Here is a 22,820-nt window from a genome sequence, read left to right as displayed (position 1 = left end):
ATGCTTAATAATTATATTAAAACAGCACTTCGCTCAATCAGTAAGGATAAACAGCATTTTTTTCTTAATCTTATTGGTTTTAGCATAGGTATCGCTGCGGCCATCTTAATGGCGTTATTTGCTCAACACGAATTGTCATATGATAAACATCAGCCGGACAGCGAGCGGGTGTACCTTGCCCATACCGACTATACGTCCGCAGGTTTACAGGTTATTGCAAGTTCCGGATACAGCAATGCGGAAAAATTAACAAGCCATAGCCAGGTAGAGGAGATATTCAGGTTAGCTGAGGCCGGCATGCTTACTGAAAGAGTCCATGAACTTGTTCAGCTTGGTGACAATTATTACCGGCTAAATAATTTTTATGCAGTAACGAATAATATCTTGAATTTTATCCATTTAGAAACGGTGGCAGGAGATATTGAACAGGCATTAAGCCAACCTAATCAATTGGTATTAAGTGAGCGGGAAGCTAATCGAATCTTTGGCGATACTCAGGTTGTCGGTCAAAGCTTAAACTTTGATCAGGGCCAATACCGTATCGGCGCAGTCTTTAAAGACTTGCCGGAGAATACCCATGTTAAGTTTGACAGTTTAATTCAAATGCCGGTGAAGTTTAGCCAAAATGGTTATGGTTTCGCCTATTTTAAACTGGTAAAAAATACCGATATAGCAAGTTTTGAGCAACAATTTACTGAGTTATTACACGAGTCCTGGGGCGAAAACGCAAACCCTGCCATTACTATGAAGTTAATCAATATGCAGGATATGCACTTAGAAGGCCAAGGACCTCTTTTTATGAAAAAAGCCGGTTCATCGTCAATCTTGCAAATTTGCATTGGTCTAAGCCTGATTTTGGTATTAGTCGCCAGCATTAATTTTATCAACCTTAATATTGCTCAATCGGCAAAACGTGCGAAAGAAGTAGGCGTGCGTAAAGCCTTAGGTGCAAGCAAAGGGCAAATCATTGCTCAATTCTTAACAGAGTCTCTTTTGGTGGTGACTTTTGCCAGCTTATTGGCATTTACCCTAGTGGAGTTTGCATTACCACATTTTAATCAAATGATGGACAGACAACTGAGTTTACAATACGGCTCAGAATTTATGCTGATGACAGTTGTGGTCATTTTTTCTGTCGGCTTACTTTCGGGCTTCTATCCCGCATTGTTTATTGCTTCCTTTAGTGCCAAACGCGTACTTAGCGGTGACTTGGTTCGTGGCGGCACGGCTATCTTTGTCAGGAAATTAACCTTGTGTCTGCAGGGAACCTTATCTATAGGTTTGATTATTGCGGCGATTTCTTTCTATCAGCAAATTAATTTGATAAATAGCCTGGCGGTTGGCTATGCAAAGTCATCAAGATTGGTGGTGAAAGAGCTGCCAACCCAAGCCCTGTATAAAAAGGATAACAATAGTTTATTGACGGCAATTCGCAATGTACCCGGGGTTGAACAGGTTACGATTTCGAATACCGACCTGACCAATGATATGGAATATAATTTTGATTTTACCTGGCCCAATGGTGAAAAAATAGATAGCTACCAGCCGACAGTAGGCACAGGTTATTATGCCGCTGAAACGCTGGGATTAACCTTGATTGCAGGCAGAGACTTTTCACCTGAGTTTAGCGGTGACTGGTATGCTCAAAATGGTGAAGATAATCCAACCCTTGGTGTCTTGGTCAGTCGACGTATGGTTGAATTGGCGGGTTATCAAACACCGGAATCGGCTATTGGACTTTTGCTGATAGAGCCCAGATTTAAAATAACGGCTAAAGTGGTGGGTGTCGTTGAAGATGTTAAAATCGGCTCAGCCAGGCAACAGGCATTACCGGTATCATTTAACTTAGGGTTTAACACTAATGCCACAGGTCACCTGGTTATTAAGGCAAATACTGCCGATATGGCTCAGTTAAGCCGAGAAATTCAGCAAATTGTACGCCAGGAGTTGCATTTAAGTGATGTGCAAATCAGCTTAATCGCACAAGACTATGCTGATGCACACCAAAACGAACACAGAGCATTAGACATGGTGTCTATTTTTAGCCTGCTGGCTATTTTTCTTACCTGTTTAGGGACTTTTGGTTTGGCATCTTTTGCCACCATAAGACGCCAAAAAGAAGTAGCCGTGAGAAAAGTGCTCGGGGCATCGCGTCTGAGTATTGTCAACCTGCTCGCAAAAGAGTTTTTGTTACTGGTAGCACTAAGCATTATTATTGCTTTTCCATTAAGTTATTGGTTGGTTGGTGATTGGTTAGCTAACTTTAATGACCGCATCAAACAAGTACTTTGGGTGTATCTGCTGGCTGCAGGCATTATCGCGATGATCACCTGGCTTACCGTTGCGGTTCTGGGCTTTAAATCGGCCAGTGCCAGACCTTCGTTAATATTACGTTATGAATAACAGCTGACATCCAAAAGAATAAGTGTTTAAGAGGCAAGTATGGTTTATCACTTAGCCTCTTTACTACTTAAATCTTACCGTTAAGATAAATATTTATTGTCACCTTTAGTCACTTTCTCCGGCATAGATAAAGCCAATTAGAAAACCAATAAAATGGACACAAACTTCAGTTCACCTACTGGATTAATTATAAAAAATAAACTTCTCTTTAACGGCCAACCAATCCCTAACCAGATTGCAAACTGGTGCAGGAAAATGAGTCTAAACGAAAAGACTTACCTCTCCCTCCTCTTATCCTCGCGAAACCAACCAGCGTAACCACTTGATATATAAACACTAACCATTAGTCAGCAAGAAGTCAGCTAAACGTCATTAGAATTTCAAGCATTTAAATTTCGATTCGTTATCTTTGACGTTCTCAGTTCACTTGAAAAACAAACGCCAGGTACGCTGTTTACACTGACCTTGCGTGGTTGATAACAACAGGAGAGTTATATGACCATAAATATAAAATTTAAGAGCTTATTCGTCGTCGCTTTATTAAGTAGTTTCAGCAGTATTACTACGGCAAGCGCAGAAAAAAACACTGGCCTTGCACCGAAGGCCACAGCCAAAGAGGCCGAGCTCTCATTCCGGGATCTTCCTCTACTGGAAAAAGCTTATATCGACACCTCGCCTGCCCCCGGAAACGGCGCTATTGCCGTGGGAGAATTGGGCGTAGATGCAGGAAAAAAGGCCGGTATTGTCAAACTGGCTAAGGAGATCGGTGATGGCAAGCACGGCCGCTACGACAGCCTGCTGATCGCCCACAAGGACAAGCTGGTGTTTGAAAGTTACTACCGGCGCGGTCGCATCAACCTGGCTCACCCGCAAGCATCAGCCGTTAAAGCCATAACCAGCCTGGCACTGGGCCGCGCTATCCAGTTAGGCTACCTGACAATGGCCGATCTCGATAAACCCCTGGTTAGCTTTCTTAAAAATCTGGACGCAACAAAACTTGCCGAGGGCGCAGAAAAAATCACGCTCCATAAGGCATTGACTATGCACGGGGGGCTTAGCGTCAGTCGTGATAAATGGGAAGAACTTCAGAAAGATCCCGCGCCGTTAAAGGGCCAGGGGCTGGTTCAGACCCTGCTTGAACATAGTGGACCTATTACCTCAGAATCTCAGACCTATTTATACGGCAACCATAATCCAATGTTGGTGATGACGGTCATCGACGCCGTCGTGCCCGGCACCGCCAAGGATTTCATCAAAAATGAAATCCTCGATAAATTGGGCATCAGCAATTATAGCTGGCAGACTCACGTGAGTGGCCTGCCGCAAGCCGGTTGGATGGTGAGCATAACGTCTCGCGACATGCTCAAGTGGGGCAGCGTGGTCCTCAACAAAGGCAAGTGGAACGGCAAACAGCTTATTCCGGCAGATTACCTCGCTAAGGCCACCAGCGGGCTTGTTAAGCCTACTGAAGACTGGATGCCTGATAGCTACCGTTACGGTTATTTCTGGTATCAAACGCCTATCGCAGTCGGTGATAAAAACTATAATGCCACCTTTGCCTGGGGCGGCGGCGGACAACGCATCATTGTGGTTGATGAACTTGACCTTACCATAGCCATCACCGGCCATGATGGGGACGACAAAATCATGGCTCAGGTATCAGGAACAATCCTACCGGCGTTTCTTTAAGGAAACAACGAGGATAGCTATTTAGGCTTCAATAGCTCTGCTACTTGCTATATTAATTGTGAGTAACAAAGGTATATTCATTTCGACCAGGCCTGGCAGTTAACCTCATAGCAGGCCCTGTTATCTGCACGTTGCAAACGAAAAAGCCGGGCATACAAGCTGCCCGGCTTTACATGATTAAACGCTTAAGCAGTGCTCAGCTTAAGTAAGCAATGATGGTACTTAATACTCATGGTAGCAGAGCTCGCTACCCGCTTTGTTTGCACGCCCCTATTCGCTTAAGATTAATTCCGCCACTTCCTTTTTGCCGGTGATCATAACCGTCAATAAAATATCGGTCTGATTAACGTCTGTTAAATAATCAAAGTCATCAAGTGTTTTCCCCAGGATCTTAAATGCATTTTCATTCAGATCATATGACCACAATTGCAGTTCATCACTGATCCCATAAATGACATTGTTTTTTACCAGGAATGGTTTATCACTTCCTTGATTGTCCAGTGCATCAATCAGTTGGTATTCGGCAGGGCCTGACTGCCAGAATCGATCCATTTGATCGGTATAAATTAATCGGCCGTCTTCAGTTTTGAGTGCCCAATTGACTTGGTTATTATGTATTACCCTAAGCTCTGAACTGTTCAGGTTGAATTCGACAAGTCTTATTACCCCCTTGATACGCACATTCATTAACGCGGTATTAGCTTCACTATCCCATTGGAACAATTGCTCAACAGAGTGAACTAAGGGGATGGGTTTAGCACTTGAGTCCAAGAAGACCTGAGTCAGCTTTTTATTTGCATTAACCAAAATGCTCGCACCATCCATAGCCCAATTCATGCCATAAATACGAGTATCTAACGGAAAATTTGTAAGTTGTTGTGAGTTGGCGCCATCGGTAACCCATAGTTGATCTTGTCCGGAACGTCTGGACCTGAATGCGACTAAGCCTCCATTTGGCTGAAAAATACCATGTTGTTCTATTCGTATCGAGCGTTGCAGTACTGAGTAATTATTGATTGCTTCATTTTGCTTTTGCGCCTGTTCTGCTTGTGCATTGGCAAATTGTGACAAAGGCAATTTCGCAATATCAGTATCGAAGATTGCCTTTGTCGTCACCATTCGATTGCCATCTGGATGAAATAATGGTGATCCCATGGGTTCATCTAAGGGCAGACTGATATTCGTTATATTACCTTCATAGGAAATGGTAAAGAACTGTCGACCGGTGCTGAAAATAAGTTGACCACTTTGCGGCATAAAATTGGGGGAGATGTCTGTTAAGTTTGCAATTTCTTCCGGATATTTAATTTGATAACTCGATAACAGCTGGCCGTCGGGTTTGAGTATTTCAATGTATTTTTGTCCGTCGCTATGAGTGCTGGTTAATGCGATAAGGTCTTCTTTAGATGAATAGTCGAAGTCGTTTATGTTGCCCTCGTCCAGTTTATGGATAACAGTACTTTTGCTGTCTGCAATTGAATAGCTGGTCAATTGCCTACGACTTGAAAACTCCTGCAAGAAAGCAACATTGCTATTATTCAACCACTTAGGACTCATAATGGTTGAATTTTTACACTCCATCAGAACACTTGGTGTTTGAGGCGTTTCAAGCGCTTTGTGAAAATCCAGGTTCGATAATTTATAACATTGCTTCTGGGTGATCGGTTTATTGCAGTCTTCCTTTTCAATAACGACCAACTCTTTACCGTCTTTAGAAAAACTATGTGCACCGAAAGAACCCAAGTTTTTTGTCAGTTGAAATTCTTCCTGGGTGCTAACGTTTTTGGCCCAGAGATTATTAACACACAAATCTTTAGGGAAGCGATTGAAAACTATGTATTGACCGTCCGGTGTATAGTTGCCGTTGCTCTCTGAGTGCTCAGTGGTAGTCAGTGAACGTAATTCCGCAAAGGCTAATTTCGAGGGTTGAGCTAGTGTCAGGGATTTAATCCCGACAAAACTCACAATTGCAATAAGCCCGAGAATCACTATGCCAACAAGGGGAGAGTTCAGCGTTAAAACCGATCCGGATGGCTTTGCTAAGTCGGCTCTCTCAATTTGAGGTTCTGTAACCGCATCTTCCTTAACAGCTTCATCTTCAGCTGTAGGCGCAGTGGATAAAGTAGCTTGTGTAATTAGCGATTCGCTGTCCGTTAATTCCTGCCAGCGAACTTCAACTTCCAGACTATAACCCTGTTTAGCATGGGTCTTAATGTAGGACTGGCTGCCTTCGCCGAGCGCTTTTCTTAATCGGGCGATGCTTCTTTGCAGGGTATTTGGTGTTACTACAGTGTCAGGCCACACTGCTGATAGTAACTCATCATGACTAACGACTTTATTGGCGTTTTTGGCAAGGTAAGTTAACACCGCTAAAGCTTTCGGTGGAATAGTTTGAGATTGCGTTTTCTGGGTTATTTGATTGCGAGTTAAATCGATAAAAAAATCACCTACCCAATACTGTGCTGACATATAACCTCTGAGTCATTATCTCGTCATCATTAATTTGCTCAGGAACTTAATGAAAGTAGGAGCCGAGAAGTAAGTTTAAACAAAAAGATCTGCCTTAGCATTAGCTCCGCTTACAGCCGATTGATAAGTAACAGGTATTTCAACATCGGCAAAAATACAGCAAGCAATCAGTAACACTTCAAGCATTCTCCTTTCTATTCGTTTAAATTCCATTTTCAATCGAATCAAGGTAAAACCTTATACGAAAAGATCAATATGAAAAAGGGTTTACTCGTCATTCTTTTAGTGTTTTTGCCTTTTTTAAAGCTTGACGCAAGTGCTTGACTGACACTGAAAATAGATAAAGCAATTTTTCAGCTAGATATTCTCAAAGAGAAATAAGTAAAGCTCTTGGTTGTCACCATAGTACAGTCAGCAGGATATCAAAATGTGGGAGCTTGACGGGTAGAAGAAATTAGCCGTAAATGTTTTCCAACACCAATATCTAAGTTTAAAAGAAGCTCAAATAAAAAAGCCCGAATATTGCTATTCGGGCTTTCAGCTGTATGGATTAAACCACGGGCTTTAGAGTTAAACTCTATTTACATCATACCGCCCATGCCGCCCATGCCGCCCATGCCGCCCATATCAGGCATAGCTGGCGCAGGAGCATCTTTCACAGGTGCATCGGTTACCATGGCTTCTGTGGTTAGCATTAAACCGGCAACTGAAGCAGCGAACTGTAATGCGCTACGGGTAACTTTAGTCGGATCCAGGATACCCATTTCCAACATATCGCCGTAAGTGCTGTTACCTGCGTTGTAACCGAAGTTACCTTCACCATTGCGTACTTCGTTCAGTACAACAGAGGCTTCATCACCACAGTTGTTGACGATTTGACGAAGCGGCGCTTCCATGGCGCGAATCGCTACATTGATACCGTGCGTCTGGTCTTCGTTGCTGCCTTCAAGCGACTTGATTTTGTCCGCTGCGCGTACCAGGGCAACACCACCACCGGCAACAACACCTTCTTCAACCGCGGCACGGGTTGCGTGTAGGGCGTCTTCTACGCGGGCTTTCTTCTCTTTCATTTCAATTTCGGTAGCAGCACCGATCTTGATCACCGCAACACCGCCGGCCAATTTGGCTAAGCGCTCTTGCAGTTTTTCTTTATCGTAGTCTGAAGAAGACTCTTCAATCTGGCCGCGAATTTGTGCTACACGGTTTTGGATGTCGGCTTCTTCACCGATACCGTCGATGATAGTGGTGTTGTCTTTAGAGATAACAACACGTTTCGCCTGACCTAAATCTTCTAAAGTCGCTTTTTCCAGTTCCATGCCGATTTCTTCAGAAATCACGGTACCGGCAGTTAAGATAGCGATGTCTTGTAACATGGCCTTGCGACGGTCACCGAAACCTGGTGCTTTAACGGCAGCAACTTTTACGATACCGCGCATGTTGTTAACAACTAAAGTCGCTAAGGCTTCGCCTTCAACATCTTCGGCAATAATAAGCAGCGGCTTACCGGCTTTAGCAACGCCTTCTAATGTCGTTAATAATTCACGGATGTTTGAAACTTTCTTGTCTACCAACAGGATGAAAGGGTTTTCCAGTTCAACTGAACCGCTTTCCTGGTTGTTGATGAAGTAAGGAGACAGGTAACCGCGGTCGAACTGCATACCTTCAACAACGTCCAGCTCGTCAGTTAATGCCTGACCTTCTTCAACGGTAATAACACCTTCGGTGCCTACTTTATCCATAGCAGTAGCGATAATTTCACCTACTGAGCTGTCAGAGTTGGCAGAAATGGTACCTACCTGCTCGATAGCTTTGTTATCAGAGCATTCCTGAGAAAGACCTTTAAGCTCTTCTACCGCAGCAGTAACGGCTTTGTCGATACCGCGTTTCAGGTCCATAGGGTTCATGCCGGCGGCAATAGATTTTAAACCTTCGTTAACGATGGCTTGAGCAAGAACGGTGGCAGTAGTGGTACCGTCACCCGCTTCGTCATTGGCTTTAGAAGCAACTTCTTTCACCATTTGTGCGCCCATGTTTTCGAATTTATCTTCTAATTCGATTTCTTTTGCCACGGAAACACCGTCTTTAGTGATGGAAGGACCACCAAAGCTTTTGTCTAACACTACATTGCGGCCTTTAGGGCCTAAAGTCACTTTTACCGCGTCGGCTAAAATATTTACGCCGTTTAACATTTTTACGCGTGCGTCATTTCCAAATAAAACGTCTTTTGCAGCCATTATTATTTTCCTGTAATTTTTTAATTAATGTGTGAGACGGAGGTCTTGGCTCAACATCTCGATTAAAATTCTTTGTTTAGTTGCCAGTAGAGTTAAAATTACCCGGCTATTCTTCGACGATTATTCGACAATCGCCAGAATATCTGACTCGCTCAGGATCAGTACTTCATCGCCATCAATTTTTTCTGTTTTAACGCCGTAACCTTCATTGAAAATTACCTGGTCGCCAACTTTTACATCTAACGGACGTACTTCGCCGTTTTCTAAAATACGGCCGTTACCTACCGCAACAACTTCACCACGAGTCGATTTTTCAGCAGCGCTACCCGTTAAAACAATACCGCCAGCAGACTTAGACTCTACTTCTTTACGTTTTACAATTACGCGATCATGTAATGGACGAATGCTCATTTATCTCTCCTGAGAATTTAAATATTTAAGGTTTAACAAAATTGGTTGATTCAAAGATGGGGATTAAAAAATACTTCACAAGTGCAAAGTGTAATTTTTTTAATCTTTACGCTCAAAATCCCCTTCCAGGGTGTGACCACTCTGCCCTTTTGATTTTTCGATGAAATCCCCGCCTGGAGCCTGCTCATGACCTTGCGAGAAACTCTGGCTTTGCGAAAAATGCTGGCTTTGATGGCTAAAGCCCCCCTGAGCCATCTGGCTGACAACAATTTTTTGCTGGACCGCTTTGATCAGCGCCCGTCTGAACTGAGGTACCAGCAAAGCCAGACCGAAAAAGTCGGTTACAAAACCCGGAGTAAGCAATAATACCCCGGACACCAGCAATAACACACCGGCCACAATTTCATCCGATGGCATCTGCCCCTGGGCCATTTTCGTTTGCACCGAACTTAGGGTCGCCAGTCCTTGCTGACGCACTTTTTTCGCCCCGAACCAGGCGGTCAAAACAACAATAGCTATGGTCGGCCAGGCGCCTAAAAAGGCGCCTACCTGCATTAACACCATGATTTCTATGATAGGTACAGCAATAAATAATAAGAATAAGATGCGAAACATTGGCACTCCCAACAACAATCAGTAAGGGGGATATATGGGCAGTTAAGCTATTTTCAATAGCCTTTTACCAATGAATCCGGGCAAAAGACGCCTGCTCCGCCAATAGGCGGCAATATGAAAAAATACTTACATTTTTCCCCTTTATTTGTGCAAGCTTAAGTTTTTTTTACAGCAAATAAAGGTAGAATATTGGCCATTAATGAAATAAATTTTCAATATTATGTATCTATTAGTGTTATGTACTTGCCCGGATAACAGCGTTGCCGAACTTATCGGCCGTGCCCTGGTTGAAGATAAACTGGCTGCCTGTGTTAATATCATGCCGGGTGTCACTTCCGTTTATCGCTGGCAAGGTAATGTAGAGTTTGCCGCAGAAGTGCAGCTATTGATCAAAACAGCCTCGGATAAATATCCGATGCTGGAAGAGAAAATCAACAGCTTGCATCCCTACGACACTCCGGAAATTATCGCCTTGAACATCCAGCAAGGTGATAAACATTATTTAAACTGGATCACTGAGTCATTAAAAGAAAATTCATGAAACAGCTAGCTATTTCCCTGTTATTACTGCTGACCAGCCTGTCTTTTTATAGCCAGGACGTTAGCGCACAATCTTCCATCTTTGATACTTCAGCGTCATCGCTATTTAGCAACGATGACGAATTCCTGAAAGTGGAAGAGGCCTTTGTTTTCGATTTTTTCCAAAAAGATGACAAATTACAAGTTAGCTTCAATATTGCCGATGGCTACTATTTATACCGCCACCAGTTTAAGTTCTCCGCTGACAATGCCACATTCAGCGCACCGGAACTGCCCGAGGGAATAGAGCACGAAGACGAATTTTTCGGTATCACCCAGATATTTACCGAACCGCTTAATTTTACCTTTGATATTGAAGAAGCAGCCGACAGCGCCAATATCACCATACGTTATCAGGGCTGTGCCGAAAAAGGCTTATGTTATCCCCCTACCAAGCAGGTGGTGCCCCTTGCCTACGTCAAAAGCAAACTCAATGGTAACGGCAACAACAGTAATTCCTCACAGGCAGTCTTATCTGCGCTGACATCAGAGAAAAACACCCCGGCGAAAGCCCAAGAGCAGGCTGGCAGCAATAACAGCGAACAATACCAACTGGCCGATATGCTTAAGGGAGATAACCTCTGGCTGACCCTGGCGGCATTCTTTATCGGCGGCCTGCTGCTTTCTTTCACCCCCTGCGTTTTCCCTATGTATCCGATTTTAACCGGCATCATAGTCGGCCAGGGTGACAAGCTTACCAACAAGCATGCCTTTACCTTATCTTTTGCTTACGTCCAGGGCATGGCGGTCACTTATACCCTGTTGGGCATAGTGGTGGCGCTGGCAGGGGCACAATTCCAGGCCATGTTCCAGCACCCGTATGTGCTGATCGGCTTAAGTGTGCTCTTTATCTTCCTGGCACTGTCGATGTTTGGCGTGTTTAATTTAGCCCTGCCCAGCAGCTGGCAAAATAAACTCAACAATTTAAGCAACCAACAAAAAGGCGGCTCAACGTTTGGCGTGATGGCCATGGGGGCAATATCGGCGTTAGTGGCCTCTCCCTGCACCACGGCACCGCTGACCGGCGCCCTGCTGTATATTTCCCAGACGGGTGATATCACCTTAGGTGCTTCCGCCTTATATGCCTTAAGTTTAGGTATGGGTCTGCCTTTATTGGTCCTTGGCAGCTCAGGCGGCAAACTGTTACCTAAAGCCGGTAACTGGATGACAGTGATCAAAAACATTTTTGGCCTGCTGCTGCTGGCTGTGCCGGTATTCCTGTTAGAGCGCCTGATCCCTGAGATGGCCACCCAGTTATTATGGGCGACGCTGATCCTGATAAGCGCCAGCTATTTTTATGTTATCAACCGTGACACCACTCCGGGATTCTGGTTTGGCGTACGCAGCCTGGCAATCTTTCTTGCCCTGTTTTTCGGCGCCAATAAGGCCTATCAGCTTATTTACCCGCAACACAGCACTACCTATCTGGCCCATGTGGAAGAGCCTGAGTTTACCCGGGTAAACACCCTCAGTGAACTGAACCAGGTGGTAAGGCTGGCAAACGACCAGGGGAAAACCGTGATGGTCGATCTTTATGCCGACTGGTGTATTGCCTGTAAGGAATTTGAAAAATACACCTTCCCCAAACCGGAAGTGCAAAATGCCCTGGCCAACACCCTCAAGGTACAAATAGACCTGACAGATACAGGTACAGATACCAGCATAGAGTTGATGGAACATTTTAATGTCTTTGGCTTACCCTCTATTTTGTTCTTTGACTTACAAGGCAATGAGCTAAGCCAGCAAAGGATCACCGGCTTTATGGAAGCGGTGGAGTTTGCCGAACACGTCAATAGCATTTTTAACAGCTAAAGCCACGGCTTAGTTGTTATCCGTGAAAAGGCCGGTTAACCGGCCTTTTTTAAACCTGCTATTTACCTTAATGCTTCTGAGGCAGCCAGAAGCCATCGATGATTTTTTCACGGATAAAGTCCGCCAGCTCCACTTCCGGCACCGGCCTGGAAAAGTAGTACCCCTGGATATAATCGCAATCGTGCTGGGTTAAAGCTTGTAGCTGAGCACCGGTTTCCACCCCTTCCGCCACCACCTGTAAACCTAAATTTTTCACCATGGCTATGGTAGAGATAATAATCTGGTAATCGGCATTATTTTCCAGCATGCCAAAAACAAAGCTTTTATCGATTTTGATGACATCTACCGGCATTTTTTTTAAGTAAGCCAAAGAAGAATAACCGGTACCGAAATCATCGATAGCAAAGCTAAAACCTAGCTCCCTGAGGGCCGACATCACCTCTATCGCAACATTGATATCTTTTACCAGGGTTTGCTCGGTTAATTCCAGCTCAAAATGTCGGGCTGAGACGGAAAACTCCGCCAATAAAGCCTGGAGGTAACCCGGCAACTTAGGGTCGACAAACTGGCCGGCAGATAAATTAACCGCCATACGTACCTGGGTTAAGCCCAGCTTTTGGATCTCCAGCAACAGTTCAAAGCTGCGCCTGAGTACCCAGTAGCTGAGCTCAAGCATATAAGCGGAATTTTCCAGGATAGGAATAAAGTCATCCGGGGGGATCAGGCCTCTTTTAGGATGATGCCAGCGCAGCAACACTTCAAAACCGTATAACTTGCGGCTTTTTGTTTCCAGCTGCGGCTGCAGGCTTAAGCTAAACTGCTTTTTTTCCAGTGCCTGCCTGACTTCCCCCTCGAGAAAAACATGACGGGCGATACGCTGATACATTTCACTGTGGTGCATATGATATTGGCCGCCGCCATCTTTTTTTGCCTCATACATGGCGATATCAGCGAAACTGATCAACTGCTCCGCCTTTGCCTTGGGATCTTCGGTATAGGCTATGCCTATGCTGATGGAAATATAGAAAATACTGGCATCAAGCCGGATGGGTTGTTTAAACTGCTTTAGTACCTGTTCGGCAATCTCAACCGCCTGCTGTTCATTCTTGAGCTCCCCCAATACGATCACAAACTCATCACCGCCAAAGCGACATGCCAGATCATCTTTTCGCAAGGCAGAGCGAATGCGGTTAGCCGCTTCGATCAATAAACGATCCCCTTCATCATGACCGTAACTGACATTCACCTTTTTAAAATTGTCTAAATCAAGAAAGAGCACAGCCAGGCCGCTATGATGCTTTTCAATCATAGCAACCGCCTTATTCAGCTTATGATTGAGCATGTTACGGCTCGGCAAACCGGTCAGCAAATCATACATGGCAATGTTTTCCAGCTCGCGTGCCTTTTGTTCGATATTTTGATCCAGTTGTTCCAGTTCGAAACTCAGCTCTAAGGCGGCATCAGACAAGACATCAAGTTCATCGGAAAATAGACGCATGCGGCGAAATTCTACCTGGCGAAATTCGCTAAAGTGCTTTCGCGCCAGCAAAGGCAAGGCATCGGACAAAGCCAATAACCGCTGGGAAAAAGGCCCGGTGATATAAAACACCAGCATCGCCAGGGTGAAGAAAATGATACTCACAGACCATAAAAATTGTCGCCGATCCTCGTCATGCTTTAAGGTGAACGAGGTCATATCATGGATCAATACCAGGAAAAATACCCGCTGCTGACTCTCGGACAAGGAAAGAAAGTTGACTAAATAACTCTGCTGTTCAACCTCTGCCTGTAAGCCGGTTTTACTCACCTGGGAAACCAGTTGCCTGCCCTGCTCACCGTAAAGCAGGATATTGCTCAGTTGCCTGTCAGAGGAAGAAATAATACTGGCCTGTTGCACCTGGGGTTTGCCTTGGCGGGGATAACTGACAATAGCGACTTCGTTCTCCAGTGACTGACCTATGGCGAATAACATATCCACCAGGGAAGCGGTAATGGCAATCACCGCCAGCTCCCCCTGCTTATTAAATACCGGGATAGTGATTAACTGCAGACAAAGCTGATCGCAAAGTACCTCATTATGGGGATGCTGCAATTTTAACGTTGCGGAGACTTTCTCCTGAATATCCGGGGATAATACCCCGGTACCGTATAATTCCTGACCGCCTTCCTTCACCAGCCAAACATCTTCCACGTTCAGCTGCATTTGTAAGATTTCAAATTGCCTGCCAAGGTTTAAGGCCAGCTTTTTAAAGTCATCCTGCTGATAGAGGCGGGCAATACCGGAAAAAGACTCTAACCAAATCCTCAACTGACGCTGCAATATATTACTTTGCAAATAAAACTGTACCTGGCCATGTTGCAACGCCGTTGTTTGAAACTGTTTAAACTCATCCTGCAGGCGTAACAGCGAGAGATAGGCAAAACCACTGGTCACCAGCAGCAAGGTGCCGATGATCAGGATCAACAACTTGGTGGGCACACTGATAAACTGCTTTTTCATCGGCTAGAACCAATACATCAATTGCAATGCCCACAAATTCCAGTGTTCACGGCTATTGGCCCGGGCATCCGGCAACACCACAGGCGTTAACCGGGCCGTGCCTTCAAACCAGTGATGTTCAAGTTCAAGGCGCACATTAGCCAGGAGATCATAGGATACGCCTAAGGTAAAGGAGTTCTGATAGCCAAAATAGGCGGGGATCTGTCCCTGGCTTCCCTGTTCCAGTTTACGGCCGTGCTTATCATCTTTATTGATATAAAATTTTTCATAACGTCCGAGGAAGGTTAATCGGTTACCGGCTTTATAACGCCCTTGCAAAAATATCCCCTGCCCCAGGTTATCCTGATGGAAGCCGGGAAAATAAAAGTCATCAAAAACAAACCTGTCCTGCAGCAGCTCTGCACTTAACTCCCAAAACTCTCCCTGATACAAGGCGTTCAGAAAATAACGCTGCAAGACAATATCAGCATCCAGAAAAGCATCCTGCTCGCCGCCATCATAGCTAAAATCGGAATCAAGCAAAGCCAGCCCAAAACGCCACGAGGAATAAAGCGGGCGCCAATATAAACTGGCCTGTATATCATAATCGTGTTTCAACCGGCCACCGGCTAACTTGCTTAAGATAATCTGGGTCTGGGCCTTTGAAATATCGGACGTACCGGCACTGAGGCCAAAGTCAAACTCTCCCAGCTCATCATCGCTGTAACTGACCTTGATATCCAAGCCTTCCCCGCCTTCGGCAATATCGCGAAAGCCGTCAAAATAAATGGACTGGGGTAAAATGATACTGGGCCGTGCCTGGGGCACATCCCGGATATTGGAATAGAGCCAGTGGTTATTTTTAAAACGGCCAAAATAAAAATTCACCAGCCAATTTTCCGTACTATAGGCAGACCAGTCCAGCAACAAATAATCCAGTCTTGCACCTTCATGGTAGCGATTACCGCCGTTAAGATAAACCGCCTGCCCGGTGACCCTGAAATCCCGGCTCAGCTGATAAGAGGCATTAATACCAATTTCCGTTAACCTGGCCGAGATATCACCGTCGTCAGTAACATAGTTACTGTGATCGACATCGATCACCCCCTGGGCAATAAAGCCATGCAGACGCCAGCGGGTATTATAGTTGTCATCGGCAAGCGCCTCTGCACAAAAACACCCCGACAGCAGGGAGAGTGGCAATAGCGCACAGCACAGCAGCCTTTTCAAAGCGCTAAAGAGCAAAATGTTAGTTAACATCAACTTCCCCCCCTGTTTTCGCTTCATCTGCCGCATATCCTATGGCTCCGGGTGTGGCTTTTACCGCTTCGAGCAAGTCTTGCGGGGTTTGCACCACGATCGGCGTTGCTCCCAGCCCGGAAAATGACAGTTTTTGCCAAATATTATCTAACTGATAGGGAAAAATGCCTAATTTTTCTTTACTGAAGCGCTGGTGCAGCGGATGCTGGCTCGGCAAAACAAAAACAGTAATGGCAACACCGTTTTGCCATCTTAATTGCCGCATAGAAAAAATACGCCTAAGCTGACTCGAGGGGATATCTGCCTGGCCCACCGAAGCATGGGTGATGATAGTGACGCTATATGCCCGCGGGCATATAACTAAACCGCACAGCATGATGAGGGTCAGCGTAAGACATTTGATAGTGTTCACCCTTAGTTATTTCATACCTGCCCTTCCCGGCCCTTCACCACGACAAAGCGGGTGATTCAAGAGCTAACCGCCGGGTAAAACACAGAAAAATGACTTGGCTTATTCTTCTTAGCTCATTTTCAGTGTAGTCAAAATTAGTTAAAGCACCAGTTTAGCAGCACCGCCAAGTGATTAGACCAGTATTTTGCTGCTAATTTCTTCGAAAACACTATAATAAGCATCAAATTGTAAAAAGTTGCGCTGTTTTGTTAATCGCATTTCCCAATGTTCAATTTTTATGCGATGATAACAGGACAATTAAATTTTCAAGGTGTTTTTACAACAGATGACTGCCAAGTTTAAAATTTTAGTGCTAAATGGCCCGAATTTAAATATGTTGGGAAAACGTGAACCGCAAATTTACGGTGCACAAACCTTAACAGATATTATCGAAGAACTTAGCAGTAAAGCCCAGGCTTTGGATATCAGCCTCAGCCTCAGCCATGTACAGTCAAATGCCGAGCACACCTTGATTGATGCTATCCACCAGGGATTTGGTGAAATCGACTTTATTATTATCAACCCTGCGGCTTTTACCCATACCAGTGTTGCCCTGCGTGACGCGTTATTATCTGTCGCCATCCCTTTTATCGAAGTGCATTTATCCAATGTCCATGCGAGAGAGAGCTTCAGGCATCATTCCTATTTCTCAGATATCGCCACCGGGGTTATTTGCGGCTTAGGGGCTAAGGGCTATGAGTATGCACTCGATGCGGCTCATCAACATTTAAAAGCCAAGAACAACTAAAGGCCGGCTAATGAAGGTTAACTGGCAATAAATTACTCAATTTCAAATTATTATTAAGGTACACACATGGATATCAGAAAAATAAAAAAACTCATTGAGCTTGTTGAAGAATCAAACATCAATGAATTAGAAATTTCCGAAGGTGAAGAGTCGGTACGTATCAGCTGCGGTAATGCCACTACCGCAACCGTAGTACAGGCAGCTCCAGCCATGATGCCGGCCGCGGCGCCTGCCCCTGTTGCCGCACCTGCAGCAGCACCTGCCGAGCAGGCAGCACCGGCCCTTAGCGGTCATGTCGTACGCTCACCTATGGTAGGTACTTTCTACTCGGCTTCTTCACCGGATGCCCCGGCGTTTGTAGAAGTAGGTCAACATGTCAATGCCGGCGATACCTTATGTATCGTTGAAGCAATGAAAATGATGAACCAGATCGAAGCCGATAAATCAGGTGTAATCAAAGAAATTCTGGCGCAAAACGAAGATGCTATCGAATTCGATCAACCGCTATTCATCATTGAATAAGCCCAGCCTAAAAGGGTAATTCCATGTTAGATAAAGTTGTTATCGCCAACCGTGGCGAAATTGCACTGAGAATATTGCGCGCTTGTAAAGAATTAGGCATCAAAACCGTTGCCATTCATTCTACCGCCGATAAAAATTTAAAGCATGTTTTGCTGGCAGATGAAACCATCTGTATCGGTAAAGCTTCTGCACTTGAAAGCTACCTGAACGTGCCGGCCATCATTACCGCTGCCGAAGTCACCAATGCGGTTGCTATTCACCCCGGCTATGGCTTTTTAGCCGAAAATGCCGATTTTGCCGAGCAGGTGGAAACCTCAGGTTTTACTTTTATCGGCCCGAAAGCAGACAGCATTCGCTTAATGGGTGATAAGGTATCGGCAATCAAGGCAATGAAATCTGCCGGCGTACCTTGTGTACCGGGTTCAGACGGCCCGTTAACCGACGATGAAGAAACCAACCTGGCCCATGCCAAACGCATAGGTTACCCGGTGATCATCAAGGCTTCCGGTGGTGGCGGCGGTCGCGGTATGCGCGTGGTCCGTGAAGAACAAGAGCTGATAGAAGCAATTGCTCTGACCAAATCAGAAGCCAGATCGACCTTTAATAACGATATGGTGTATATGGAAAAATTCCTGGAAAATCCACGTCACGTGGAAATTCAGGTTTTAGCCGACGGCCAGGGCGGCGCCATTCATTTAGGTGAGCGCGACTGCTCCATGCAGCGTCGCCACCAGAAAGTGGTAGAAGAAGCACCGGCCCCGGGTATTACTCCGGAAATGCGTAAGCAAATCGGTGAAAGATGCTGCCGCGCCTGTATCGAAATCAACTACCGCGGCGCCGGTACTTTTGAGTTCTTATATGAGAACGGCGAGTTCTATTTCATCGAAATGAACACCCGTATCCAGGTTGAGCACCCGGTAACCGAAATGATCACCGGCGTCGACCTGATCAAAGAGCAATTACGTATCGCTGCAGGCCAACCGCTATCCTACACCCAGGAAGATATCAAGGTCAGCGGCCACTCAATCGAATGCCGGATCAATGCAGAAGATCCCCGCAGCTTTATCCCTTCACCGGGTAAAATCACCCGCTTCCACCCGCCGGGTGGCTTAGGGGTGCGCTGGGATTCGCATATCTATGCCGACTACTCGGTACCGCCGCATTATGATTCCATGATCGGTAAGTTAATCACCTATGGTGATAACCGGGATGTTGCCATTGCCCGTATGCGCAATGCCTTGAATGAATTGGTGGTTGACGGTATCAAAACCAATATCGCCCTGCACCAGGATATCTTAAACGATCAGGGCTTTGTCAACGGTGGTGCCAATATTCACTACCTTGAAAAGAAACTGGCCGAGTCAGAATCCTGATAAGCGTATAAACAAAACACAGCAAAGCCCTGATATTTTTCAGGGCTTTTTTATTCCTGCCCCCTGTTCATCCTCCCCTGCCGCCGAAAGCATAAAGCAGTAAATTTTTATTTTTTTTCACTTTCCCTGAGGAAAATCAGCAAACTCTCGCCTATCCTGTTTAGGTGATTCAATCATTTTAAATAGGGAAATTTTTAATAATTCACATGAATGCCAAGGAGTTGTATCGGAAAAATACGGACATACCTCACTCACACGAAATGGATTTCGACTACAAGGTGCTTTTGCTTACACGTATCATGTGTATCGCAATCATCTTCAGTATCTTATTTGCCCTGATGTCTTCACTGGGCATTAATCAAATCGGCGAGCAAGCCACCAATATGGACTACGGCTACGCCCTGATCATACTTACCCTGCTCATCATTTTAAAAAAGAATCATAACCACTTTTCCCTGGTGCTGACGACCTTTTTGCTGGTCAGTTTCCTGGTCTGTCTTTCCGCCCTGGTCACGGTTTTCTTCGATGAATTTCGTGCCATCTGGTTTTACCTATTGATCCTGGTAGCCTTTATGCTTGGCGGACAAAAATCCGGGATATTCTTTACCTTATTATCCCTGCTGGCCATTATCGCCACCCATGTTTTCCTGGCACCTTTTGGCACCGCGACTTTAGCCAGCATAGTGGTCGGCCTGGTGGTCATGTCCCTGGTACTGGCCGCTTTTAGCAACCAGGTGAGCCGCTATCTGCAGCATATTGAAAAGCAAAATGCTGAGTTAAACTATTTGGCCAATAAAGACCCGCTGACCGAAGTACTGCACTCGAAAAACTACTGTCAGTTAACCAAAAAATATATTGAACGGGCACAAGAGCTCAATGAAAACCTCTCTATCTTATACGCCGGCCTGGACAACCTCGAACGCCTCAAGGAAAAGTACGGCAGCCAAATCCGTCACCTGGCGCTGCAACACGTCATTACCATCATCAAAGAACACCTCCACCACCAGGAATTGCTGACCCAGGTGGGAGAAGAGAAAATCTGTATCATTTTGCCGGAGCGGGACGCCATCGCCGCCCAGTCTTTAGCCATCAATATCAGAAATGCGGTCCGAGAGCGTTTATTTGACTACGGCAAAGACAAAATTCCCCTGACCCTGAGCATAGGCATTGCCGCCTTAAACGACAGCGACGAAGAAATCCGCTCTATTCAAATAAGGGCAGATAAAGGCTTGATAAAAGCTAAGTTTTGCGGCGGTGACGAAGTGAAAATCTGCCATTTTTTTGAAGAGTTATCCACGGAAAAACTCTAGCCGCTTCTGCAGGACTTTTGTCTATGGTAGGAAAAAGCGCCGTCCTTAGGTATACTGGCGGCCAGTTAGTATCAACCCGTTCAAAACCAAAAATAAGTTTATGTCTTCATTACTTGAAAAACCTATCCCGCCGGCAGACGACGATTGTTGTGGCGGCGGTGCCTGTAACCCCTGTGTCTGGGATCACTATTATGCCGAATTACAGCAATGGCGTATCGCTCAGGCCAAAGCCAATGAAGCTGCAGCCAATGAACAGAAAAAAGCGGATAGCCAATAACATTTTCGCGCTGCCCCCCCTCCCTGCTGGCAAAGCATACATACTATCACCAGGCCAAAACTTCTGTTGGTGATAAAGTCAGGGATAATGCCGTTTAGTCCAAATGGCCAAGCGCTTTTTCGAAAATAACGAGTCATATCCCGCTACAGCATAACCCCCTTGTCAGGGAGCAGCTCCGCAAACCCGGGCTACTCCAAAAACACCAAAGCGAAGCGTTATAACCTTTACCCTTTAATATATGGGCGCATGGCTTCATGAATGACTTTTCTTCTTTTCTCCGGGGCCATGGAAAGGATTTCATCATCTGCCGCCTGCTCAAAATGCATCATAAAGAGGGGCTTATTATTCACGGATTGTTTAACCGCAAATGCCCCTTGATGCTCAATTCCCTTCCATACCGCCCTGACATCCGCCCAATAACCCTTGGTTTTGGCCCAATATTCCAGACCCTGCTCATGTTTAAAATCTTTAATACGCCGGTAACTGTTATGGCCGACTTCCCTGGCCAACATCACCCCCGAAAACTCTCCCGAAGGCGAAAGCCCTCCCTGATGCTTAAAGTTTTTTTGCTCATGGAACCAGGCATGCGGCGTTAATACCAGGGTATCCTTGCCCATCAGGATTTGATAATCATCCCGGACCGAACTCTCCCGCCGGGGCAAAGGCCGCGACATATAATCGGTTTCGAAGGTGGAAAGCGAAGCAAAATGATCCCAGCGCCCTATACCCGAGTACCGGGGAGAATCATCAACCTGATAAACCGACCACACCCATTTCCCCCGGGTTTGTGCGGGATCGAGTTTTTTGCTTTGCCACTGGTTATCCCCCTGATATTCAAGGATGCTCTTGCCTTGCCAGCTCCAGTCGTGACGCCAGTGCTTCATCACATGAGGCCCCTGAACTTCCCCGCTGGCCTGGTCCCGGTAATACATCACCATGATTTGCTGAACCGAGATAAAATCACCGGTATCCTCAATCACCTTAACAAATTCCGTTCCCCATGAGGCATAGGGGGTATCGACTTCTTTATCGGCACCTAGGGTGAAAGTCTCCAGAAATTCGAATTTTGTTTCAAAAACCCCTTCCAGGGCATAAATAGCCCGGCGATCCCTTTCATAAGGGCTCAGTCCTTTGGCTTGCAATTGCTGCCATGAATCAGGAGACTTTTGATCATAAACCACCTTTTGCCCTAGCGATGATCCCCCGCGCGGCGGGGTGGTCAGCTTGCGTGTAAAGGTCCAGTTATAAAGTTTTTCCTCTTCTTTGCCTGCCTCAACAGTCGCTTGCTCATCCAAAAGCTTGGCACTAAAAGCCTGCGGGCAAACAATGCATAAGGTTAATATCAGGGAAATAGCCGTTTTCATCAATTTACGCCTCCATGGCAGAAAACACGGTTAGTATTAAATGGCAATCAATAGCACAGTTGCCCCTTTTCAAAGAAACACAATAACTTATGCCTGCCGTTCTTGTTATGCTCCAACTCCTTGTAAGTAGAGGTAAAGAAATGCAGAATGTCAATCTATGCCCGGTATTTTTTAAGCTTTCCCATACGCTGCACCATTGCCGGGCATAAGCATCATTTCGGGGGCACTATGAAACTTGGCTTTATCGACTTTTTACAGCAACACGGCTTTTCGCAGCAACAAGCCAATATGCTGCACCGGGACACAGAAACCATAGATTTACCTGCACGGACAATTTTCCTGCACCAGGCAGATAAACTTGCATACTTATACTTTGTCAGCGAAGGGTTATGCCAGGCCTGCTATCACACCGCAGACGGAAAGCGATTCAGTAAAGAATTCTACTGGAGCGGTGACTGTATCATTAACTTTCAAAGCCTGCTCAAGCAGCAAGCTTCCCCCTATTCACTGGAAACCTTGTCTGCCAGCTCCCTGGTTCGTTTGCCGATAAACCAGGTGCAAATATGGCGACAGACAAATCATGCCTGCTACCAGCACCTGCTTGAAACCCAGTTGCTTTACAAAGAAAATAAAGAGCGCTTTATGCTGCTGCACACGCCGCAAGAAAGATACCAGCTGTTTTCACAGCAATTCCCTGAGTTGGCATCATCTTTGACCGACTACCAGCTGGCCTCTTATATCGGCATTACCCCGATCAGTTTAAGCCGGATTAAAAAACGCCTGAGAAATTAACAAAGGTTAACGCCATCACGGACATTTCAGGG

Annotated in this window: 19 protein-coding genes; 10 read left to right on the top strand and 9 right to left on the bottom strand. The window is 45.6% G+C overall.

Annotated features, from left to right (window positions below; all coding sequences use genetic code 11):
* A complete protein-coding gene (locus QL234_RS20080; protein ID WP_281559562.1) occupies window positions 1-2,403 on the top strand; it encodes an ABC transporter permease in 2,403 nt (800 codons plus the stop codon).
* 495 nt (window positions 2,404-2,898) lie between these two features.
* Window positions 2,899-4,092: a serine hydrolase gene (locus QL234_RS20075; protein WP_281559561.1), complete on the top strand. Its 1,194-nt coding sequence runs from the start codon at window positions 2,899-2,901 to the stop codon at window positions 4,090-4,092.
* Window positions 4,093-4,362: 270 nt separating this feature from the next.
* On the opposite strand, the gene QL234_RS20070 is transcribed toward QL234_RS20075, so the two are convergent.
* The 5 genes from QL234_RS20070 to QL234_RS20050 form a co-directional block, all read right to left on the bottom strand.
* Window positions 4,363-6,561, bottom strand: a complete 2,199-nt coding sequence (locus tag QL234_RS20070) for a transcriptional regulator (RefSeq protein WP_281559560.1) — start codon at window positions 6,559-6,561, stop codon at window positions 4,363-4,365.
* Between the two features lie 75 nt (window positions 6,562-6,636).
* Window positions 6,637-6,780 (bottom strand): hypothetical protein, encoded by a 144-nt coding sequence (locus QL234_RS20065; protein ID WP_281559559.1) that lies wholly within the window; start codon window positions 6,778-6,780, stop codon window positions 6,637-6,639.
* Between the two features lie 362 nt (window positions 6,781-7,142).
* The gene (gene groL, locus QL234_RS20060) at window positions 7,143-8,795 is read right to left on the bottom strand and encodes a chaperonin GroEL (RefSeq protein ID WP_281559558.1); all 1,653 of its coding nucleotides are present in this window, start codon (window positions 8,793-8,795) and stop codon (window positions 7,143-7,145) included.
* 120 nt (window positions 8,796-8,915) lie between these two features.
* Window positions 8,916-9,206 carry a co-chaperone GroES gene (locus QL234_RS20055; protein WP_044838040.1) on the bottom strand — a complete coding sequence of 97 codons (291 nt, stop codon included), beginning with the start codon at window positions 9,204-9,206 and terminating at the stop codon, window positions 8,916-8,918.
* A 99-nt stretch (window positions 9,207-9,305) separates the two neighbouring features.
* Window positions 9,306-9,821: an FxsA family protein gene (locus QL234_RS20050; RefSeq protein ID WP_281559557.1), complete on the bottom strand. Its 516-nt coding sequence runs from the start codon at window positions 9,819-9,821 to the stop codon at window positions 9,306-9,308.
* Window positions 9,822-10,041: 220 nt separating this feature from the next.
* On the opposite strand from QL234_RS20050, the gene cutA reads away from it, so the two are divergent.
* Entirely contained in the window at window positions 10,042-10,362 is a 321-nt protein-coding gene (gene cutA, locus QL234_RS20045) for a divalent-cation tolerance protein CutA (protein WP_281559556.1), read from the top strand.
* Window positions 10,359-12,212 (top strand): protein-disulfide reductase DsbD, encoded by a 1,854-nt coding sequence (locus tag QL234_RS20040; protein ID WP_281559555.1) that lies wholly within the window; start codon window positions 10,359-10,361, stop codon window positions 12,210-12,212. Before cutA ends, QL234_RS20040 begins: the two co-directional genes overlap by 4 nt.
* Window positions 12,213-12,279: 67 nt before the next feature.
* Here the strand turns inward: QL234_RS20040 and QL234_RS20035 are convergent, their stop codons facing one another.
* Genes QL234_RS20035 through QL234_RS20025 form a run of 3 tightly spaced genes read right to left on the bottom strand, consistent with a single transcriptional unit; the run spans window position 12,280 to window position 16,216 of the window.
* Window positions 12,280-14,712, bottom strand: a complete 2,433-nt coding sequence (locus QL234_RS20035; RefSeq protein ID WP_281559554.1) for an EAL domain-containing protein — start codon at window positions 14,710-14,712, stop codon at window positions 12,280-12,282.
* Window positions 14,713-14,715: 3 nt separating this feature from the next.
* Window positions 14,716-15,951, bottom strand: coding sequence for a hypothetical protein (locus QL234_RS20030; protein WP_281559553.1), 1,236 nt, complete (start codon window positions 15,949-15,951; stop codon window positions 14,716-14,718).
* Entirely contained in the window at window positions 15,941-16,216 is a 276-nt protein-coding gene (locus QL234_RS20025; protein WP_281559552.1) for a hypothetical protein, read from the bottom strand. The genes QL234_RS20030 and QL234_RS20025 overlap by 11 nt, the downstream gene beginning before the upstream one ends.
* A gap of 472 nt (window positions 16,217-16,688) precedes the next feature.
* Between QL234_RS20025 and aroQ the strand changes: the two genes are divergently transcribed.
* From aroQ to QL234_RS20000, 5 genes are all read left to right on the top strand, one after another.
* Window positions 16,689-17,150, top strand: coding sequence for a type II 3-dehydroquinate dehydratase (gene aroQ / locus QL234_RS20020; RefSeq protein ID WP_281559551.1), 462 nt, complete (start codon window positions 16,689-16,691; stop codon window positions 17,148-17,150).
* 66 nt (window positions 17,151-17,216) lie between these two features.
* Window positions 17,217-17,672 carry an acetyl-CoA carboxylase biotin carboxyl carrier protein gene (gene accB, locus QL234_RS20015; protein WP_281559550.1) on the top strand — a complete coding sequence of 152 codons (456 nt, stop codon included), beginning with the start codon at window positions 17,217-17,219 and terminating at the stop codon, window positions 17,670-17,672.
* Between the two features lie 23 nt (window positions 17,673-17,695).
* A complete protein-coding gene (gene accC, locus QL234_RS20010) occupies window positions 17,696-19,045 on the top strand; it encodes an acetyl-CoA carboxylase biotin carboxylase subunit (RefSeq protein ID WP_281559549.1) in 1,350 nt (449 codons plus the stop codon).
* Window positions 19,046-19,329: 284 nt separating this feature from the next.
* Window positions 19,330-20,355: a diguanylate cyclase gene (locus QL234_RS20005; RefSeq protein WP_281559548.1), complete on the top strand. Its 1,026-nt coding sequence runs from the start codon at window positions 19,330-19,332 to the stop codon at window positions 20,353-20,355.
* A gap of 100 nt (window positions 20,356-20,455) precedes the next feature.
* Window positions 20,456-20,632: an oxidoreductase-like domain-containing protein gene (locus tag QL234_RS20000; RefSeq protein ID WP_281559547.1), complete on the top strand. Its 177-nt coding sequence runs from the start codon at window positions 20,456-20,458 to the stop codon at window positions 20,630-20,632.
* A gap of 224 nt (window positions 20,633-20,856) precedes the next feature.
* Here QL234_RS20000 and QL234_RS19995 read toward each other — a convergent pair whose 3' ends face one another.
* Complete coding sequence (locus QL234_RS19995) at window positions 20,857-21,996, bottom strand: DUF6607 family protein (RefSeq protein ID WP_281559546.1); 1,140 nt, start codon at window positions 21,994-21,996, stop codon at window positions 20,857-20,859.
* A 147-nt stretch (window positions 21,997-22,143) separates the two neighbouring features.
* Between QL234_RS19995 and QL234_RS19990 the strand changes: the two genes are divergently transcribed.
* Entirely contained in the window at window positions 22,144-22,788 is a 645-nt protein-coding gene (locus QL234_RS19990; protein WP_281559545.1) for a Crp/Fnr family transcriptional regulator, read from the top strand.
* The last annotated feature ends 32 nt before the right edge of the window (window positions 22,789-22,820 follow it).

The sequence above is a fragment of the Thalassomonas sp. RHCl1 genome (genome assembly GCF_947387555.1).
Taxonomy (GTDB): domain Bacteria; phylum Pseudomonadota; class Gammaproteobacteria; order Enterobacterales; family Alteromonadaceae; genus Thalassomonas.
This window is presented reverse-complemented; position numbering and strand designations above follow the sequence as displayed.

What these genes read in the sequence shown, in the direction of transcription:
- QL234_RS20080 (WP_281559562.1), top strand. Translation starts at nt 1, where the DNA reads ATGCTTAATAATTATATTAAAACAGCACTTCGCTCAATCAGTAAGGAT.
- QL234_RS20075 (WP_281559561.1), top strand. Translation starts at nt 2,899, where the DNA reads ATGACCATAAATATAAAATTTAAGAGCTTATTCGTCGTCGCTTTATTA.
- QL234_RS20070 (WP_281559560.1), bottom strand. Translation starts at nt 6,561, where the DNA reads ATGTCAGCACAGTATTGGGTAGGTGATTTTTTTATCGATTTAACTCGC.
- groL (WP_281559558.1), bottom strand. Translation starts at nt 8,795, where the DNA reads ATGGCTGCAAAAGACGTTTTATTTGGAAATGACGCACGCGTAAAAATG.
- QL234_RS20055 (WP_044838040.1), bottom strand. Translation starts at nt 9,206, where the DNA reads ATGAGCATTCGTCCATTACATGATCGCGTAATTGTAAAACGTAAAGAA.
- QL234_RS20050 (WP_281559557.1), bottom strand. Translation starts at nt 9,821, where the DNA reads ATGTTTCGCATCTTATTCTTATTATTTATTGCTGTACCTATCATAGAA.
- cutA (WP_281559556.1), top strand. Translation starts at nt 10,042, where the DNA reads ATGTATCTATTAGTGTTATGTACTTGCCCGGATAACAGCGTTGCCGAA.
- QL234_RS20040 (WP_281559555.1), top strand. Translation starts at nt 10,359, where the DNA reads ATGAAACAGCTAGCTATTTCCCTGTTATTACTGCTGACCAGCCTGTCT.
- QL234_RS20035 (WP_281559554.1), bottom strand. Translation starts at nt 14,712, where the DNA reads ATGAAAAAGCAGTTTATCAGTGTGCCCACCAAGTTGTTGATCCTGATC.
- QL234_RS20030 (WP_281559553.1), bottom strand. Translation starts at nt 15,951, where the DNA reads ATGTTAACTAACATTTTGCTCTTTAGCGCTTTGAAAAGGCTGCTGTGC.
- QL234_RS20025 (WP_281559552.1), bottom strand. Translation starts at nt 16,216, where the DNA reads ATGCGGCAATTAAGATGGCAAAACGGTGTTGCCATTACTGTTTTTGTT.
- aroQ (WP_281559551.1), top strand. Translation starts at nt 16,689, where the DNA reads ATGACTGCCAAGTTTAAAATTTTAGTGCTAAATGGCCCGAATTTAAAT.
- accB (WP_281559550.1), top strand. Translation starts at nt 17,217, where the DNA reads ATGGATATCAGAAAAATAAAAAAACTCATTGAGCTTGTTGAAGAATCA.
- accC (WP_281559549.1), top strand. Translation starts at nt 17,696, where the DNA reads ATGTTAGATAAAGTTGTTATCGCCAACCGTGGCGAAATTGCACTGAGA.
- QL234_RS20000 (WP_281559547.1), top strand. Translation starts at nt 20,456, where the DNA reads ATGTCTTCATTACTTGAAAAACCTATCCCGCCGGCAGACGACGATTGT.
- QL234_RS19995 (WP_281559546.1), bottom strand. Translation starts at nt 21,996, where the DNA reads ATGAAAACGGCTATTTCCCTGATATTAACCTTATGCATTGTTTGCCCG.
- QL234_RS19990 (WP_281559545.1), top strand. Translation starts at nt 22,144, where the DNA reads ATGTCAATCTATGCCCGGTATTTTTTAAGCTTTCCCATACGCTGCACC.